The sequence below is a fragment of the Methylocystis rosea SV97 genome (genome assembly GCF_000372845.1).
In the GTDB taxonomy this organism is placed as follows: Bacteria; Pseudomonadota; Alphaproteobacteria; order Rhizobiales; family Beijerinckiaceae; genus Methylocystis; species Methylocystis rosea.
This window is the reverse complement of record NZ_KB889963.1, coordinates 419,863-437,461: the sequence shown is the minus strand read 5'-3', so window position 1 is coordinate 437,461 and position 17,599 is coordinate 419,863. Positions and strand designations below refer to the sequence as shown.

The 17,599-nt window shown below is 62.7% G+C and carries 16 protein-coding genes, 1 tRNA gene and 1 riboswitch; of the genes, 10 read left to right on the top strand and 7 right to left on the bottom strand.

Translation table 11 applies throughout. The features are described 5' to 3' along the window. Window positions 1-162: 162 nt before the first annotated feature. Window positions 163-224: riboswitch (Fluoride riboswitch) on the bottom strand. A 55-nt stretch (window positions 225-279) separates the two neighbouring features. Further along, window positions 280-1,263 carry an N-acetyl-D-Glu racemase DgcA gene (gene dgcA, locus A3OO_RS0102345; RefSeq protein WP_026222615.1) on the bottom strand — a complete coding sequence of 328 codons (984 nt, stop codon included), beginning with the start codon at window positions 1,261-1,263 and terminating at the stop codon, window positions 280-282. Window positions 1,264-1,506: 243 nt separating this feature from the next. Between dgcA and A3OO_RS0102335 the strand changes: the two genes are divergently transcribed. From A3OO_RS0102335 to A3OO_RS0102315, 4 genes are all read left to right on the top strand, one after another. Next, window positions 1,507-2,655: an ABC transporter permease gene (locus tag A3OO_RS0102335; protein ID WP_040573348.1), complete on the top strand. Its 1,149-nt coding sequence runs from the start codon at window positions 1,507-1,509 to the stop codon at window positions 2,653-2,655. 8 nt (window positions 2,656-2,663) lie between these two features. Then, complete coding sequence (locus A3OO_RS0102330) at window positions 2,664-3,521, top strand: ABC transporter ATP-binding protein (protein WP_040573559.1); 858 nt, start codon at window positions 2,664-2,666, stop codon at window positions 3,519-3,521. Then, complete coding sequence (locus A3OO_RS0102325; RefSeq protein ID WP_018406218.1) at window positions 3,494-4,396, top strand: MlaD family protein; 903 nt, start codon at window positions 3,494-3,496, stop codon at window positions 4,394-4,396. The genes A3OO_RS0102330 and A3OO_RS0102325 overlap by 28 nt, the downstream gene beginning before the upstream one ends. A 96-nt stretch (window positions 4,397-4,492) precedes the next feature. Further along, complete coding sequence (locus tag A3OO_RS0102315) at window positions 4,493-5,089, top strand: ABC-type transport auxiliary lipoprotein family protein (protein WP_018406216.1); 597 nt, start codon at window positions 4,493-4,495, stop codon at window positions 5,087-5,089. Window positions 5,090-5,112: 23 nt separating this feature from the next. Here the strand turns inward: A3OO_RS0102315 and A3OO_RS0102310 are convergent, their stop codons facing one another. Continuing rightward, window positions 5,113-5,919: a methyltransferase domain-containing protein gene (locus A3OO_RS0102310; RefSeq protein WP_026222614.1), complete on the bottom strand. Its 807-nt coding sequence runs from the start codon at window positions 5,917-5,919 to the stop codon at window positions 5,113-5,115. A 237-nt stretch (window positions 5,920-6,156) separates the two neighbouring features. Here A3OO_RS0102310 and A3OO_RS0102305 point away from each other — a divergent pair, with 237 nt between their 5' ends. The 5 genes from A3OO_RS0102305 (at window position 6,157) to A3OO_RS0102280 (ending at window position 10,044) form a co-directional block, all read left to right on the top strand. Then, the gene (locus tag A3OO_RS0102305) at window positions 6,157-6,546 is read left to right on the top strand and encodes a 2Fe-2S iron-sulfur cluster-binding protein (RefSeq protein WP_210330768.1); all 390 of its coding nucleotides are present in this window, start codon (window positions 6,157-6,159) and stop codon (window positions 6,544-6,546) included. A gap of 188 nt (window positions 6,547-6,734) precedes the next feature. After that, the gene (locus A3OO_RS0102295) at window positions 6,735-7,784 is read left to right on the top strand and encodes an NAD(P)/FAD-dependent oxidoreductase (RefSeq protein ID WP_018406212.1); all 1,050 of its coding nucleotides are present in this window, start codon (window positions 6,735-6,737) and stop codon (window positions 7,782-7,784) included. Window positions 7,785-7,822: 38 nt separating this feature from the next. Continuing rightward, a complete protein-coding gene (locus tag A3OO_RS20985) occupies window positions 7,823-8,515 on the top strand; it encodes a 4'-phosphopantetheinyl transferase family protein (RefSeq protein ID WP_018406211.1) in 693 nt (230 codons plus the stop codon). Window positions 8,516-8,570: 55 nt separating this feature from the next. After that, complete coding sequence (locus tag A3OO_RS0102285) at window positions 8,571-9,158, top strand: SRPBCC family protein (RefSeq protein ID WP_018406210.1); 588 nt, start codon at window positions 8,571-8,573, stop codon at window positions 9,156-9,158. 181 nt (window positions 9,159-9,339) lie between these two features. Next, on the top strand, window positions 9,340-10,044 hold the full coding sequence (locus A3OO_RS0102280; RefSeq protein WP_018406209.1) for a sulfate transporter family protein: 705 nt from the start codon (window positions 9,340-9,342) through the stop codon (window positions 10,042-10,044). 17 nt (window positions 10,045-10,061) lie between these two features. On the opposite strand, the gene A3OO_RS0102275 is transcribed toward A3OO_RS0102280, so the two are convergent. Beyond that, the gene (locus A3OO_RS0102275; protein ID WP_018406208.1) at window positions 10,062-11,093 is read right to left on the bottom strand and encodes a complex I NDUFA9 subunit family protein; all 1,032 of its coding nucleotides are present in this window, start codon (window positions 11,091-11,093) and stop codon (window positions 10,062-10,064) included. 184 nt (window positions 11,094-11,277) lie between these two features. Between A3OO_RS0102275 and A3OO_RS0102265 the strand changes: the two genes are divergently transcribed. Continuing rightward, window positions 11,278-11,362, top strand: a tRNA-Leu gene (locus tag A3OO_RS0102265). 155 nt (window positions 11,363-11,517) lie between these two features. On the opposite strand, the gene A3OO_RS0102260 is transcribed toward A3OO_RS0102265, so the two are convergent. Genes A3OO_RS0102260 through kdpB form a run of 4 tightly spaced genes read right to left on the bottom strand, consistent with a single transcriptional unit; the run spans window position 11,518 to window position 17,593 of the window. Further along, window positions 11,518-12,210, bottom strand: a complete 693-nt coding sequence (locus A3OO_RS0102260) for a response regulator (RefSeq protein ID WP_018406206.1) — start codon at window positions 12,208-12,210, stop codon at window positions 11,518-11,520. Continuing rightward, the gene (locus A3OO_RS0102255) at window positions 12,207-14,906 is read right to left on the bottom strand and encodes a sensor histidine kinase (protein WP_018406205.1); all 2,700 of its coding nucleotides are present in this window, start codon (window positions 14,904-14,906) and stop codon (window positions 12,207-12,209) included. The genes A3OO_RS0102260 and A3OO_RS0102255 overlap by 4 nt, the downstream gene beginning before the upstream one ends. Before the next feature lie 27 nt (window positions 14,907-14,933). Further along, complete coding sequence (gene kdpC / locus A3OO_RS0102250; protein WP_018406204.1) at window positions 14,934-15,533, bottom strand: potassium-transporting ATPase subunit KdpC; 600 nt, start codon at window positions 15,531-15,533, stop codon at window positions 14,934-14,936. Window positions 15,534-15,544: 11 nt separating this feature from the next. Further along, complete coding sequence (gene kdpB, locus A3OO_RS0102245; protein ID WP_018406203.1) at window positions 15,545-17,593, bottom strand: potassium-transporting ATPase subunit KdpB; 2,049 nt, start codon at window positions 17,591-17,593, stop codon at window positions 15,545-15,547. Window positions 17,594-17,599: the final 6 nt, after the last annotated feature.

Genomic DNA, 17,599 nt, shown 5'->3' with positions numbered 1-17,599 from the left:
CCGCCGTGTCCCGAGCCGAATCACGCCGATGCCCGAGGCGGCTATGGCTGCGCTGCGGCCAGGGCGCAGGCGGCAACGGCGGCGAGGCGCACGACGGGGTGCGGGTTCTTTAAGCAACAGGACACTCCTACCCTGCGCCGACGATCTTAAGAACGCGGCGGCGAGTTCGCAGGAGTCATCAGCCTTTCGGCGGTTATCGGGGGAACCCCATCCCCATCCGTTAAAACTTAGTTTACGACTTAGCTACCGGTCAATAAGTCCAGAGGGCGACCTCGCGGGCTATCCCCAGAGCTCCCGCGCCGGCGGCATGAGAGTCGATCCCTCGTAGCACAGCCCAGGAACGCGGTCGCGGGCCAGAAGCAGAGGCCCGTCGAGGTCGACGAAGGAGGCCATCTGCCCCACCAGGACGGCCGGCGCCATCGCGAGAGACGAGCCCACCATGCAGCCGGCCATGATGGAAAAGCCCATCTCCTGCGCCGCGCGCGCCAATGCCAGCGCTTCGGTCAGGCCGCCAGTTTTGTCGAGCTTGACGTTGATCGCATCGTAGCGGCCCTTGAGCGGCGCGAGCGACGCGCGGTCATGCACGCTTTCGTCGGCGCAGATCGGCACGGGTCGAGGCATGGTCGCGAGAATGTCGTCCCTGCCCGCCGGCAGAGGCTGCTCAATGAGCGAGACGCCGTAATCGGCGCAGGCGGCGAGCTGGCGGGGAAGGGTTTCCGCCGCCCATGATTCGTTGGCGTCCACGATCAGGGTTGAGTTGGGAGCGCCTGCGCACACTGCGGCGAGGCGCGCTTCGTCGCCTTCGCCGGCGAGCTTGATCTTCAAGAGCGGCCGGTCGGCAGCCCTTTCCGCCGCGGCGCGCATTTGATCGGGCGCGCCGACCGAGATCGTGAAGGCCGTCACAAGCGGCGAGAGCGCCTCGAAGCCTGCCGAGATATGGGCCGGAACGCCCGAAAGCTTGGCTTCAAGATCCCAGAGGGCGCAATCGAGCGCGTTGCGCGCCGCCCCCGCCGGCAGCAGGCGCTGCAGGGCGGCGCGATCGGCGCCGGCTTCAAGAGCGTCGCGCGCGCCTTCAATTGTGGCGACAACGCTTTCGGCGCTTTCGCCATAACGGGCATAGGGCACGCATTCGCCCCGTCCGACGCCGCCGCCTTGAACCAAGGTCGCGGTCACGACCACGGCTTCGGTCTTGGCGCCCCGCGAAATCACAAAGCTGCCGGCGATCGGGTAACTCTGTATGGCTACAGATAGTTTTCGCTTCAAATCTCTCTCCGGCGCCCGCGTCGCGCGGCCGCGATGGCGCAGTGATGTGCGCCGACGCGCTTGCTGACGTCAATTCACGAAGTTATGACGTTTTTGCAAGAGGCGGCTTTGCAGAGGCGGCTTTGGAACAGGCGGCTTTACAAGCGGCGGCGCGCCGACCGGCGTCAGCGGCGCGCCACAATCTTCGGATAGGATGACGCGATCAATGAGCCGATCACTGACTCTAGCGCGGAACGAAGCCCGATGACCGTCGCGGCGATGCAGCGTCCGCCCAAGGTCGCGCGCCAATCCGCCGCGCAGGGCGTGCGCCTTGCGCTTTCGGGCGACTGGACGCTCATCGCCTCTCAGCGCCTGGAGGAGGAGGGGCGTCGAATTGTCGAGGAAGCGCGTCTCGACCGTACGATCGCCATCGATCTTTCGCAAGTCTCGCAACTCGACACGGCCGGCGCCTGGCTGATCAATCGCGCGCGGCATGATCTCGCGCGCCGCGACGTCGCGGTCACGCTCGAACATGTGCGGCCTGAATATTCGACGCTGCTCGATGAAACGCGTTACCGCGACTTTGCTGCGCCCTCGCGGCCGCGGTTCAATGTCTTCTTCGTTCTGCTCGCGGATTTCGGCGAATCCATCGTGGATGCGCTTCGCGAATTTTACCGCGGCGTCGGCTTTCTCGGCGAATTCGTCTCCTCGATGATCTATGTGGCCGCCAATCCGCGGCGGTTCAGGCTCACTTCGCTCGTCGCGCAAATCGAGCTGGTCGGCTTTCGCAGCGTCCCGATCATCGTGTTGATCAACATTCTGGTCGGCGGCATCGTCGCGCAACAGGGCATCTTTCAATTGCTCAAGTTCGGCGCGTCCAGCTACACGGTCAGCCTGATCGGCATTCTTGTCTTGCGCGAGCTCGGCGTGCTGCTCACCTCGATCATGATCGCCGGCCGTTCAGGCTCGGCGATCACCGCCGAACTCGGCTCGATGAAAATGCGCGAGGAGGTCGACGCGCTGCTGGTGATGGGACTTTCGCCCTTCGAGGTGCTGATCGCGCCGCGCGTGCTCGGTCTGGTGATCTCCCTGCCGATTTTGACCTTCGTCGCCGACATGGCGGCGCTCTTTGGCGGCATGCTCGTGGCTTGGTGGTATGGGGGGATCAGCCCCGCGGCGTTCGCGTCATTGCTCAAAGAGGCGATCGCGTTGCATACGTTTCTTGTCGGCATCATCAAGGCGCCCTTTATGGCGCTGGTGATTGGCCTCATCGCGTCGATGGACGGGCTCGCGACGCAGGGCTCCGCCGAATCGCTCGGCCGACAGGTCACGTCCTCGGTCGTGAAATCAATCTTCATGGTCATTGTGATGGATGGGGTGTTCGCCGTATTTTTTGCGGCGATCGACTATTGAGCGCGGCGATGACCAACGCCTCGGCTCACGCCAACGACGCCGCTCAACCGCGTCCGAATCGCGACGTCATTATCAGCGTGCGCGATCTCGTGGTCGGCTTTGGCGACAAAACCATCGTCAAAGGGCTTAATCTCGACGTCTACCGCGGCGAGGTGCTCGGCGTCGTCGGCGGCTCCGGCCAAGGAAAATCGGTTCTCACCCGCACGATCCTTGGTCTCACGCCCAAGCGGAGCGGCTCCGTTCAGGTTTTTGGACAGAATCGTGACATGCTGCCGCCGCTTGAGCGGCGCGCGTTGGAACAGCGATGGGGCGTGCTGTTTCAGAACGGCGCGCTGTTTTCGGGCCTGACGGTGAAACAGAATATTCAGATGCCGATGCGCGAAACGCGCGACCTGTCGGAACGACTGATGGACGAGCTGGCTTTGCTGAAGCTCGAGCTCGTTGGCCTCAATCCCGACGCCGCGGACAAATTTCCGTCAGAATTGTCGGGCGGCATGGTGAAGCGCGCGGCCCTGGCGCGCGCCTTGGCGCTTGATCCCGAGCTTGTGTTCCTGGACGAACCGACATCGGGGCTCGATCCGATCAGCGCCGCCGAATTCGACGCGCTGATCGGCACGCTGCAGCAGACCCTCGGGCTGACCGTGTTTATGGTGACGCACGATCTCGACAGCCTGTATTCTATTTGCGACAGGGTGGCGGCGCTCGCTGAAGGTCGGGTCATCGCCGCAGGGCCGCTGGAAACCTTGCTCGCATCCGACCACCCGTGGCTGAAGGCCTATTTCCACGGCGTGCGCGGCGGCAGACTGACTGCGGCGCGCGTTGAGCAGAAGGACGAACAATGGAAACCCGCGCCAACTACGCCCTGATCGGCGCTTTCACGCTGGCGGTCGCCTTCGCCGCCTTTCTTTTCGTCTACTGGTTTTCCGGTCCGAGCCAGCTTGGCCGGCAGGATACATTCCAGATTGTGTTCACCGAGGTTTCAGGGCTGAGCCGCGGGTCCTCGGTGCTGTTCAATGGCGTGAAGGTCGGCGAGGTCACGCATCTTGGGATTTCCGAACAAGATCCGAGCAAGGTCGATGTGCTCGTCAGGATCGACAGCAGAACGCCGGTCAAGACCGACACGCGCGCGCGTCTCGAGACGCGGGGCTTTACGGGCGTTTCCGACGTCCTACTGGTCGGCGGCACGCCCGGCGCCCCGCCTCTGACGGCGCAAGTCGGCCAGAAGTATCCCCAAATTCAGGCCGAGCGCTCCGAAATCCAAAATTTGCTCGTCAATGTTCAGAGCCTGTCGAAAAAGGCCGCCGAAGTCCTCACGAAACTCGACAAGCTCATAGACGATAATGGTCCGGCCATCACCGCGACGCTTAAAAACGCTGCAACGGTCAGCAAGACTTTCGCCGATAACTCCGCTTCGATCACGACTTTCATCCACGACGCGACGGACGTCGCACGATCGCTTAAACCGGCGGCGGCGCGGCTCGATCAGCTGCTTGCGGCCGGCGAAAGGACGATCAAGGCGATTGATCCCAAGCAGATCAAGGCGATCGCCGGCAATATCGCCGGGGCCTCGGAACGCATCAATCGTTTCGCCGCGACGGGGCTGCGCGAATATGGACAGCTCGCTGTGGATGGTCGCAAGGCCGTCGACACATTCGATCGCACGCTGCATTCGGTTGAGAAAAACCCATCACAATTCATCTTCGGGCCGTCCCAGTCCGTGCCGGAGTATCAAGGGCGTTAAATCAATCCAAAGCGTGGCTTTGAGCCAATGCGCGGATCGGATAGAAGAACGACGCGCTCGACGGGGCGCGCGGGCGAAATGGGGCGACGGGTCGGCATGAAACTGAAGGCGTCCGCTTCGACGCAACGCAAGGTCGCGCAGGCGACGGTGATCGTGTCGGTCGCGTTTCTCGTGTCGGCCTGCGCCCAGGCGACGCGCGAGACGTTCGATCTGACGACCGAGACGGGCGCTTTGCGAAGCGTCGCTTTGCGCAGCGGCCCCGCGGTCTACGTGCCTGAACCCGCTGCGCTCGCGCCGACCTCCTCGGATCGGATTGTGGTTCGCGCCGGCGATGACAGCGTGGCCATTCTTCCCGGCGTGCAGTGGTCCGATCCGATGCCGCGTCTTTTCCAGCGCCGCTTGATTGAAGCGCTGCAGCAGTGCGGTCTTTCAGCCTCTTCCAACTTTGGCGCGCAAACAAAACTGCAGACGGACGTGCGGCGCTTCGAGATCGACCTCGCTCGTAATCTCGCCATCATTGAAGTTTCCGTCCAACTGGTCGACTCGGGCGGCGGCCGGGCGAAGGCGGCGCGGATCTTTGTCGAAGAGGCGCCGGCGCCGGAACACACCGGCTCGCCAGCGGCGCGGGCGCTCAGCGACGCCGCGGCGCGTATCGCGCTGCGCATCGGCCAATGGACGCGCGCCCGGTTATAGCAACGCTGGCAGGGCGCAACCGCTCAGTCCGGGATCGAACCTTCCCACAGCATGATGTTCAGGCACGCGAGAAACGCGCCGCTTTGGGACGCCGCTTTAGTCGCGCTCGACCAGTCTTCCGCCTCGTCTCGCGTTAAGACGCCCGCGGACAAGCAATTCTCCGTCACGCGCGTGAGGTCGAAGATGATCTCCGCCGCGTCGAGACTTCTGACGACGAGAGCATGCGCCCTGCAGCCGATGTTTTCGACGCCGCACTTTTGGAGCAGAACGCCGATCTCTCGGCCGATGTAAGGATTGGCGAAAGACTTCTCCCATAGTCGCGCCATCTTCGCCCCGGTTTCGAGTTTCCCGTTGTAGACGAAATATGTTCCCCAATCGGGCTCGGCCACGACGATTCTGCCACCCTTGCGCGTCACCCGGACCATTTCGCGCAGCGCCTCGATGGGAGCGCTGATGTGCTGCAAGGAGCGATCGATTCGAACGCCATCGAACACGCGATCGCCGAAGGGGAGGCCGCGGGAGTCGCCGCCGACGAAAAGCGCATTGGGAAGCCCCCGCGCCCGCTCTCGCGCCAAGCCAAGAAAGCCATGCGACGAATCGAGCCCGAATACGTCGGCGCGTGGGAAGCGCCGCGCGAGTCCGATGACGTCGAAGCCGACGCCGCAGGCGACATCCAATATCTTACTGTTTCCGGATATTTGCAGCGCGTCCCAAGTCTCCTGCTTGTAGCGCTTGAAAAAAGGCGTTTCGTTCATGAAATCGAGGCACCCGGTCAGCTCAGACCGTAGCGCGCCATCGGCGTTCCGGAACCCTAAAGCGATGTCCGTCATCTGCGCGTCTCTTTCGGCGGTTGCCGCTGAATTGCATCGAATGTGGCCTACGGTCGCGCGCGTCGGGAGGGGCTAGCGCCGCAAACGGACGGGTGCTAACTGAACGGCGACAATTTGGGCAGCGCTGGCGGAGCAACCGCACGACGCGCGGAAGAATAGCGGCCCGTGGCTTTCCTGCTTCAAGCACAGTCGGGAGCGCCGCGAAAGTCGAGCATGCATGAGGAAGAGACAGGCGTCATGGCGAAGATGAGCTTTGAGGATGCGGCGACCCGCTATGGCGCGGAACCGGGGGGCGGCGCGCCGACAAAGGTCAAGATCACCTTCGTCGATTCCCAGGGTCAAGCCCGATCCGTCGAGGGCGAGGTCGGTTCGACCGTGATGGAGACAGCCCGACGCAACGACATTCCCGAGATCGCCGCGGAATGCGGCGGCGCCTGCGCTTGCGCCACCTGTCACGTCTATGTTGATGAAAAATGGGCCGAAAAAACCGGCAAGGCGTCGCAGATGGAGGAGGACATGCTCGACTTCGCCTTTGACGTGAAGCCGAATTCGCGGCTGTGCTGCCAGATCACCGTAAGGCCGGAACTCGACGGGCTGGTCTTAACGACCCCCGCCCAGCAGGGCTGACGCGCAATTTTTCCAGACTACGCCCCAGCGGGTTTGAATCTCTCGACAAATGCGATAGACGAACCGGCAGGGCGAATTTGACGCCGGCCGCCGCGCAAGACGCGCCCGCAGCGCCGGCCGACGGCGCACACGCGACGCAAACGGCGTCTTCGATCTTCCGCGTTTGAGGAATTAGTCGGGAATTGGCGATGAACCAGCTTAAAGAAGCCGCGATCGAAACCGATGTGGTCATTGTCGGCGCCGGCCCAGCGGGTCTTTTTTCGGTATTCGAACTTGGCCTGTTGGATATCAAGGCGCATGTCATCGACATTCTTCCGCGCGCCGGCGGCCAGTGCTCGGAGCTCTATCCCGAAAAGCCGATCTATGACATTCCCGGCCTGCCGGTCTGCACCGGCCAGGAGCTGACGGACAATCTCCTGAAGCAGATCGAGCCGTTTCACCCGACCTTTCACTTCAACGAAATGGTCGAGACGCTCGTGTCGCTGGGAACGGCCGAAAAGCCGGAATTCCGCCTCAGCACCGACGCGGGAAAAATATTTCACGCCAAGGTCGTCTTCATCGCCGCCGGCGGGGGATCGTTCCAGCCCAAGAAGCCGCCGATCCCGAAGATCGAGTCCTATGAGGGGACGTCGGTGTTTTACGCCGTGCGCCGCATGGAGGACTTCCGCGACAAGAACGTCGTCATCGTCGGCGGCGGCGACTCGGCGCTCGACTGGACGCTCAATCTGCAGCCGGTGGCGAAAAGCATCACGCTCGTCCATCGTCGCGATCAGTTCCGCGCCGCGCCGCATTCCGTCTCGGCGATGCAGGAGCTCGTCGCGGCGGGCAAGATCGACTTCAAGCTCGGCCAGATCACCGCGGTCGAAGGCGAGGATGGCGAACTCGCGGGCGCGATCCTCAAGGGCAATGACGGCGTCGTAGAGAAGCTCGCCTGCGAGCGCCTGATGCCGTTCTTCGGCCTCACCATGAAGCTGGGCCCCGTCGCCGATTGGGGGCTTCAGCTCAATGAAAACCTCATTCCCGTCGACACCGAGAAATTCGAAACGAGTCACCCCGGCATTTTCGCCGTCGGCGACATCAACTCTTATCCAGGCAAATTGAAGCTCATCCTTTCGGGCTTCCACGAGGTCGCGCTCGCCGCGCAGAAGGCCCATCGTTACGTCTATCCCGACAAGAAGCTTCTGTTCCAATACACGACGTCCTCGACCAATCTGCAAAAGAAGCTCGGGGTCTCCTGACGTCGGCCGACGCTGAGACGTCCGCCGCCGTCGTCGACGTGTTCTTCATCGACGTCGCGAATATCGTCGACGATGAATGGCCGAAGCTCGCTGCGCTTCTCGACGAAGCCGAAACAGCGCGGGCGGCGCGTTTCGCGTTCGAATCGGATCGCGACGCCTATGTCGCCGCGCATGCGCTGTTGCGCGCCAGCCTTTCCGGGCGCGCGAAAGGGACTGCGCCCGCCGCGTGGCAATTCGGCGTGACGCCGCACGGCAAGCCGTTCCTGCTGTCGCCGCTCACCAGCCTTGACGTGAGCCTGTCGCATACCCGGGGCATGGCCGCCGTGGCGATCGCGTCGGGACGCGACGTCGGCGTCGACGTCGAGTCGTTTCTCAGGCCGCGAGACGCCCTGAAGGTGGCGGAGCGTTTTTTTGCGCCCGAAGAGGCGGCGGTCGTGCGCGCCCAATCCGATCCAGAGTCGCAGAGCGAAGTTTTCTTTGCGATCTGGACTCTCAAGGAGGCTGTCCTGAAGGCCGACGGGCGGGGGTTGGCGGGCGGGCTCGACAGCTTTGTCGTCAACCTGTCGCCGCTCGCCGTTAGCAGCGATTCCGGCGACAGTTACGGCGTCGAGCAGTGGCGGCGCGCAGGTTTCTTCATCGCCGCGGCGGCGCGCGGCGACGACGTCAATTTCCGAATCGAGGAAACGCACGTGCCCGCGCTGATCCAGGCTGCCGATTCATTTGAAGCCTGAGCCCGGCGCGCTAGTTGTGTCGCGGGTTCTCCTGGCGCACGCATTGGAGGGGTTTATGACTGGCTTGTTGCTCATCGTTTTGTTCTACGGCGCCGCTTTGCTCGCACTGGCCGTTTACCTCCAGCCGAATAGTTTCGTGGTGCGGCGCGAGGCGGTCATCAATGCGCCGCCGCGCCAGGTTTTTGCCGCGATCAACGATCTGCGCAATTGGCAGTCTTGGTCACCCTGGGCGAAACTCGATCCAAACGCTGACATCCAATATGAGGGACCCGCAGCGGGCCCCGGCGCCGCCTTCGAATGGTCCGGCGACAGAAGTGTCGGCGCGGGGCGCATGACCATCGTCGACAGTCGACCGAGCGAGCGCGTGGATCTCAGGCTCGATATGCGCAAGCCCTTTGCGGCGGCTAATGACGTGACCTTTTTTCTCGTTCCTGACGGCGAACTGACGAAAGGTCGCTGGCTCGCGCGCACGCTGGGCTTGGGCGGCGACTCCGCGGCGCGCAAGACTCATGTCGTTTGGAGCATGTCCGGCAACGCCAGCCTCGCGAGCAGGGCGATGAACATCTTCGTCAGCCGCGACAAGATGATCGGTGATCAATTCGAGAAAGGCCTCGAAAATCTCGGCGCGCATCTCAGCAGTTAGCGTCAGGCCTTTGACCGCACCCGGCTCTTGCGTCGCGCGCTGCGAAACGCCATCTGGATGGCGGCCGCTAGATTCATAGCGCGCTCGGCGCGAAAAACCGGATTCCACTTTTTCGCAGCACTCTAGGCGCTCTCCGACTTCCGCGGCGCGACTCGCCGATTGATGCAGGTGATTGACTCGCATGACCGAAATGTTCGAGGCCGCTTTGGCGGCGCTGCGCCAGATCGTGACGCCGCCGTTCCGCGCGGTGCTGCTCAAGAGCCTCGGCATGACCTTCCTGTTGCTGGCGCTCGCCTGGGTGGGTCTCGATAAGCTCGCCATGTCCTTCGTGATGGTCGAGCATCCTTGGCTGCGGACGGCGCTGACCTATGCGACGGGCGCCGGACTGTTCTTCCTGATGGCGTTTCTCATCGCCCCCGTCTCCGTGCTGGTGTCCGGATTATTCCTCGACGATCTCGCCGATCACGTCGAAGCGGATCTCTATCCGCCGGGACAGCACGGTCGCGCCATTCCGGCGACCCAGGCGATTCTCATGGGACTGCGCTTCGCTGGAATTTCGGCGATCGTCAATTTCTTTGCGTTGCTGCTGCTCTTTGTGCCGGGAATAAACGCCGCGGCCTTCCTCCTGGCCAACGCCTATCTTTTCGGGCGCGAATATTTTCTCTTCGCCGCGACGCGCTTTCGTTCGCTGCAAGAGTCGGAGGCGTTGCGCCGTCGCCATGCGCTATGGCTCTTCGTCGCCGGACTGTTCATCGCCGTCTTCGTCGCGACGCCGGGGCTGAACGTGCTGACGCCGCTCTTTGCCGTCGCCTTCATGACCCGCATCCATCGGATGCTGCCGCCACAGCCGCGTGGTGAAACGACGCCGTCCGCCCGCGGGCCCTAGTTCAGAACGCGACGTCGTCAACGCGACGCGGATTCGCCTAGCCGCTGCGTCTGATACTGCCCGACCTTGCGGAAGCGATAGAGATAGGTCGGCACGATCGACTCGATCGATTGCGGATCGGCGACTCCGAGACCTTGAAGCGTGCGCGCGTCGGCCTTCGCCGCGTCGCTGACGACATTGTCGTGCTTGAGCAATTCGACCTGATCTCGCGTCATGCGCAGGAGCTTCGGGAAAAGGCCCAGCGACAGCTTGGTCATCATCTGCGTCACGCTGGCCATAAGCTTGCCGGTTCCGAAGGAGAGTTTCAGGACGCGGCGCTGGCGCTGCGTCACCTTCAGAACATAGTCGACGATCTCCGCGAAGCTTTTGACCTCCGGACCGCCGAGTTCATAAGCGACGCCCGGCTTGGCGCGGCCGGCGAGCGCGATCGCCACCGCGTCGGCGACGTCGCCGACATAGACCGGCTGGAATTTCGTCTCGGCGCCGACGATGGGCACGAACGGGAAGTAGCGCGCCATGGTGGCGAAGCGGTTGAAGAAGTCGTCTTCCGGCCCGAAAATCACTGAAGGGCGCAGGATGACCGTGGCAGGAACCTCCGCAAGCATGGCGGCTTCGCCTTCCGCCTTGCTTCGGCCATAGGCCGAACGCGACTGCGGATCGGCGCCGATGGCGGAAATATGCGCGACATTGTCGATGCCGGCCGTCTTTGCCGCTTCGGCGATCGTGCGTGCGCCGCCCGCCTGGACGCGCGAAAATTTCTGCGCGCCGGTTTCAGCAAGGATGCCGACAAGATTGACCACCGCCGAGGCGCCGCGCAGGGCCGCCGCAATCGACTCCGGACTGCGCACATTGGCCTGCACCGCCACGACCTGGCCGACGCGGCCGAGCGGCTGAAGAAAGAAGGCAAGGTCGGGCCGCCGGCAAGCGACGCGCACGCGCCAGCCGTCGCGCGCCAGCGCCCGGACGACGTAGCGGCCGACAAAGCCGGAGCCGCCGAACACCGTCACCACCCGTCCTTCGCCAATGGTCTGGTTATTGTCGCCGATCATTGCGATTTGCTCCGCTTGCGCCGCGCCGGCTCCCGCCGGAAAAATGGTCGCTATGGCTCTAGCGAAATTTGACGACGAAGGAAATGCGCGAGGCTGGCGCCGCCGCAACCTGGGCGGCCATGTGGTTTTGCATAAAGCGCGCATTGACACGAGGCGTCCGCTGCCCCTATGAGACGCGCTCTAAGCCCAGGTGGCGGAATTGGTAGACGCGCTGGTTTCAGGTACCAGTGGTGAAAGCCGTGGAGGTTCGAGTCCTCTCCTGGGCACCAAATCAAAGGCTATTATCGTCGATAATCATCTGAAATTAATGATAAATCAAAGAGTTTTATTGAAATAGCGGCCCGACGCCTTCGCAGGTATCCTGCCGATTGTTGGTTTATTCATTGGTATTGCGCTGATGCCCGCCGGTCAGACAAAAATCATCCTATTCGATCTCGATAAATCGGTAGCCGACGCCGGGCTCGGTCACGATGATTGTGGGCGTTGCGGGGTTTTCCTCTATCTTCGCCCGTAGCTGGCCGATGAATACGCGCAGATATTGGCTGTCGTTCTGATGCGCCGGTCCCCAAACCGCTTTCAAGATTTCTCGTTGCGTCAAAGGCCGGCCGGCGTGTCGCGCGAGAAAGGCGAGGAGCTCGAATTCCTTCGGCGTCAGTTTCACCGGCGCGCCGTTTTTTGCGACGCTTCGCTTATACAGATTTACGACGAGCCCGTTGGCGACGACGCGTTCGGATTCAGAGGTCGCTGTATCCTGGGAGTGACGTAAGGCCGTGCGCATGCGCGCCAGCAGCTCTCCCATCGCAAACGGCTTCTCGACATAGTCGTCGGCGCCTAGGTCGAGCGCTGCAATCTTCTCCGATTCACGATCGCGCGCCGAGAGAACAATCACCGGCGTTCGCGTGATGATTCGCAACTTCCGCAACACCTCCTTGCCGTCCATGTCGGGAAGACCGAGATCGAGGATGATGAGATCGGGTGAATTGGCCGATATGGCGGCCAGCGCCTCGCGGCCTGTCGCCGCTTCTATGACCTCGTAGCCGCTCGCCGTCAGCGACGGCCGCAACACGCGCTGTATTTGAGGTTCATCGTCAACGACAAGAACGCTCTCGCCGCTCATGCCGCAACACCCTGCTTCGACAGGCTTGCGGCAGGGAAGCGCATGATGATCCTTGTCCCGCGTCGCCGAACGGCAGGGCTCTGAGCGACGATGGTTCCGCCCATGGCCTTGACGAGTCCGCGACAGATCGAGAGTCCGAGCCCGGTTCCAGCCTTGCGGCCATCCACGCGCCCGCTCCGATAGAATTTTTCGAAGATGCGTTCGAGGTCCGCCGCCTTCACGCCAGGCCCTTCGTCCGTCACGGTGATGACCACGTCAGCGCCCTCCCGCCGCGCATGAATGATCACGCCGGTCGGGCCGCCATATTTATGCGCATTGTCGATCAAGTTGAACAATACCTGACCCAGGAGATTGGCGTCGCCTCGGATAGGCGGCAAGTCCGGCGCGATGCTGATTGACGTGTCTTTTCCGGAGAAAGTTTTTCGAGATCTTTCCAGCACGTTGCGGATGACGTCGGCCACATTGACGAGATCGCTGCGCGGCGACAGACCGCCGGACTCGATACGCGACATGTCCAGCAGATTGGCGATGAAGCGCGATAGACGTCCGGCCTCTTCCTCGATCGAGAGGAGAAGGTCTTTGCGATCTTCGGGCGAGAGCTGCTCGCCAAGCTCGCGGAGGCTCGTCACTGCGCCCGTGATCGAAGTGAGCGGCGTGCGGAGATCATGCGAGAGGGCGGACAGCAGAATCGTCCGCAGTTTTTCATTCTCTTCGAGAGCCGCCGCCTTGACCGAGTCGCCGACGAGCATCGATCGGTCGATCGCAATCGCCGTCTGTTCAATCAGCGCCGCAATCGTGCTTTCCGTCGCAGCCGAGAACGGTTCCTGAGGCGTCTGGGGCTCGATCCCGCAAACGGCGACGACGCCGCGCGCCGTCGTGAGAGGCCGGAATTGGAAACGCACATTCGGCAGCGTATCCGTCCGCCATCCGGCGGGCTCGGCTTTCTCCAGCGCCCATCGCGCGGCGGCGAGTTCGCCGGCGTCCATTTGATCGACCGGCGGCCAGGCGGCAGCCAGTCTCAAACCGGTCTCTTCCGGCATCAGCAGCACAACGCAGGATACGCCGCCGGCTTTCTGAATTTGAGAAGCCGACACCCAGAGAATGTCGTCGAGCGTCGTTATCGTCGAAAGCTTGCGAGAAAATTCAAACAGCGACTGCATCGCCTGAGACCGCTGGCGCATGTTCTGTGCGTAGTTGCGCATCTTGCTCGCGAGCATTGCCGTTATGACGGCGACGACCAGCGCGACAAGGAGCGAAAGAAATTCCTGCGGTTGGGAAATGGTGAGTTCGTAGCGCGGATTGAAAAAGAAAAAGTCGCAGGCGAGAAAGGAAAGAACCGCCGCCATGATCGCGGACCACATTCCCAAGCCGACGGCGCAAAGCACGACCGGAAGGAGGAAGATCACCGACGGATTGGCAAGACCGAGCCAGCGGTCGAGCACATATCCAACCATCACCGTAATCGTGACCGACACTGCGGCGCCGCCGACCCCGCGCCACGTCTCTGACAGGGTCGGCAATTTCGGCGCGCGTCTGGCTTGAAGCGCGCCATCCTCCTGGACGACGACGTGAACCGCGATATCCGTCGATTGCCGAAGAATTTCGTCGGTCAGGGAACGTCGCACGAGTCGGGCGAAGGGCCGAGCTGGCGAACGGCCGAGCACAATCTGCGTAATATTTTCGCGTCTTGCAAAACGGAGCACTTCGCCAGCGAGATCGTCTCCCGAGACGCGCTCGATCTCGGCGCCAAGCCGCTCCGCCAGCCGCAACGCTTGATCAACATTTCTCACGACCTCGGCGGATCGCTCCTCCTGGCCGGCGCGCTCGACATAAAGCGCGATCCATGTCGCGTTGAGGCCTGTCGCCAGTCGTGCGCCGGCGCGAACCACGGCCTCGGATTTCGCATCGCGGCCAACGCAAACCAGTAAGCGTTCCGCAGTCGCCCAGGGGCCTTCAATCGCTCCTTGGCGAAGGAAATCGACCATTTGGTCGTCGACGCGTTCGGCCGTTCGCCGCAGCGCAAGTTCACGCAAGGCGGTGAGATTGCGCGGCGTGAAAAAATTCTGCGTCGCGCGCTTCGCGGTCTCGGGAACATAGACCTTGCCGTCCTTAAGTCTCTGGAGCAGTTCGTCTGGCGTGACGTCGACGAGGATAACGTCCGCAGCCTTCTGCAGGACTCGATCCGGAACGGTCTCTCGCACCGCGACGCCGGTCACGCGGGAAACGACGTCGGCGAGGCTTTCAAGATGCTGAACGTTGAGCGTCGTCCAGACGTCGATGCCGGCGTCGAGCAGCTCTTCGACGTCCTGCCAGCGTTTGGGGTGCCGGCTATCGGGCGCGTTCGTGTGCGCGAGTTCGTCGATGAGGATGAGCTGAGGCTTTCGCGCCAGCGCCGCGTCTATGTCGAATTCCTCTATGATCCGACCGCGGTATTCGCATTTGCGACGTGGCAGCGTCTCAAGACCGTTGAGGAGCGCTTGCGTCTCAGAGCGCCCATGCGTTTCCGCTACGCCTACGACAACATCGACGCCCTCGGCCTTTGCCGTTTGCGCGCGCGCCAGCATCGCGTAGGTTTTTCCGACGCCGGGCGCGGCGCCAAGGAACACGCAAAGCTTCCCTTTGCTCTCCTTATCGCTCAGGGCAAGGAGGGCATCGGGGTCGGGTCGGCGGTCGAAGTCTCCGTCGTCGCGGGCCAAAGACGTCTACCTTCTCGGGCGTCACCTCTATTGTAAGCGATCAAGAGCCAAATTCAGCAAGAGCACATTTACACGCGGCTCGCCGATCACGCCAAGAACGCGCCCTTCGAGATTCGCTTCGACAACGGCGCGCACTTGCGATTCACTGAGATTGCGCGCCTTGGCGACGGCTCCCGCCTGCGCCAGCGCGAACTGCGGCGAAATATGTGGATCGAGGCCGGAGGCGGACGTCGTCGCGGCGTCGGCGGCGACGACGTCGACGCGGCCGGCGGCGAATTCCGCCTCAATCGTCGCATTGACGCGGTCGACAAGCTTCTTCGACGTCGGCCCGAGATTGGAGCCCATCGAGTTCGATGCGTTGTAGGGCGCGTCGATGGATTTCGAAGGATCAGCTGGGTCGGGGCCTGTCGTCGCCGAAGGCCGGCCGTGAAAATAGCGATCGGAGGCAAAGTTCTGTCCGATCAGCGCCGAGCCGATCACTGTTCCATCGCGTTCGATCACGCTTCCATTGGCCTGCGCCGGCAGGGCGAGTTGCGCAACGCCGGTGATCGCGAGCGGATAGACGATTCCGGTCAGCGCGGCGAAAAGAACGATCATGACGACCGCCGGACGAATTTGGGAGAGCATCTGAGGGCTCCTTATGCGAGATGAGCGGCCGAGACGGCGAGATCGATAAGCTTGATGCCGATGAAGGGCGCGATCAGACCGCCGAGTCCATAGATCAGCAGATTTCGTCGCAACAAAGCGGCGGCGCCCACGGGCCGGTACGGGACGCCCTTCAGCGCGAGCGGGATGAGCGCGATAATGATGAGCGCGTTGAAGATCACCGCCGAGAGGATGGCCGACTGCGGCGAGGCGAGCTTCATAATGTTGATCGCCTCCAGTTCGGGATAGGCGACGACAAACAGCGCCGGAATGATCGCGAAATATTTGGCGACGTCATTGGCGATCGAGAAGGTGGTCAGCGACCCGCGCGTCATCAGCAGCTGTTTGCCGATCGCGACGATCTCGATGAGTTTCGTCGGATCGCTGTCGAGGTCGACCATATTGCCGGCTTCGCGCGCCGCCTGGGTGCCGGTCTGCATGGCGACGCCAACGTCCGCTTGAGCGAGCGCCGGCGCGTCATTGGTGCCGTCGCCGCACATGGCGATCAGGCGGCCGCCCTGCTGCTCCTTACGGATATAGGCGAGTTTATCCTCGGGCTTGGCTTGCGCGATGAAGTCGTCGACTCCCGCTTCTCCGGCGATCGCCGCGGCGGTGATCGGATTGTCGCCGGTGACCATCACCGTTTTGATGCCCATGGCGCGCAAGGCGGCAAAGCGCGATTTGATGTCGGGCTTGATGATGTCTTTGAGATGAATGACGCCGAGCAGCCTGCCGTTTTCTGAAACGGCCAGAGGCGTGCCGCCGGCGCGCGAAATCCGTTCGACGGCGCGTTCGAAATCGACAGGAACGCACTTGACTTGCGCCGCGACGGCGTCGACGGCACCCTTGCGCAGCATACGTCCAGGAAGATCGACCCCCGAAATGCGCGTGTGCGCGGAAAAGGGAACGATCTGCGCTTCCTGGCCGAGGTCCGGCGTCGAAAAGCCAAGGGCGCTTTTCGCGAGAGCGACGATTGAGCGGCCCTCCGGCGTTTCATCCGCCAGCGAAGCAAGCAGAGCGGCTTCGCCAAACGCATGCTCCGAGACGCCCTCGACAGGAATGAACTCATCCGCCATGCGATTGCCGAAAGTGATCGTTCCGGTCTTGTCGAGAAGCAGCGTGTCGACGTCGCCCGCCGCCTCCACCGCGCGACCCGAGGTCGCGATGACGTTGAAGCGGATCAGCCGGTCCATGCCGGCGATGCCGATCGCCGACAAGAGTCCGCCGATCGTCGTTGGGATCAGGCAGACGAGCAGCGCGATCAGCACGGTGACCGAAATCGCCGCGCCAGAGTAGATCGCGAGCGGCCAAAGCGTCACGCAGACAATCAAGAAAATGATCGTCAGCCCGGACAGGAGAATCGACAGCGCGAGTTCGTTCGGCGTTTTCTGCCGCTGGGCGCCCTCGACGAGCGCGATCATCCGATCGATGAAGGTTGAACCCGGCGCGGCGGTAACCTTCACCTTGATCCAGTCGGAGAGAACCGTCGTGCCGCCGGTCACGGCTGAACGGTCGCCTCCCGCCTCGCGGATGACCGGCGCGGACTCGCCTGTGATCGCCGACTCGTTGACCGAGGCGACGCCTTCGATCACTTCGCCATCGCCGGGGATGAGGTCGCCCGCTTCGACCAGCACCACGTCGCCGAGCTTGAGATCGAGCGCCGACACGCCTTCATAGACGTCCTTCATCCCGCTCTTGTCTTGCGGATCAATCAATCGTTTGGCGTGCGAATCGCTGCGTGTCCTGCGCAAGGCGTCCGCCTGGGCCTTTCCGCGTCCCTCCGCCACCGCTTCGGCGAAATTGGCGAAGAGCACGGTGAACCACAGCCAGGCGGCGATCTGGCCAGAGAAAAAGGCGGCGCCGTTCTGCGCGAGGAGATCGCGCACATAGAACGCCGTGACCACCGCCGACACGGCTTCCGTGACGAAGATCACTGGATTGCGGGCAAGGCGTCTCGGATCGAGCTTCCTGAAGGCGTCGACGGCGGCGCGCTTTGTGATCGCGGCGTCGAACAGACCGGGAGCGGCCACTTTATGCGACATCTAACA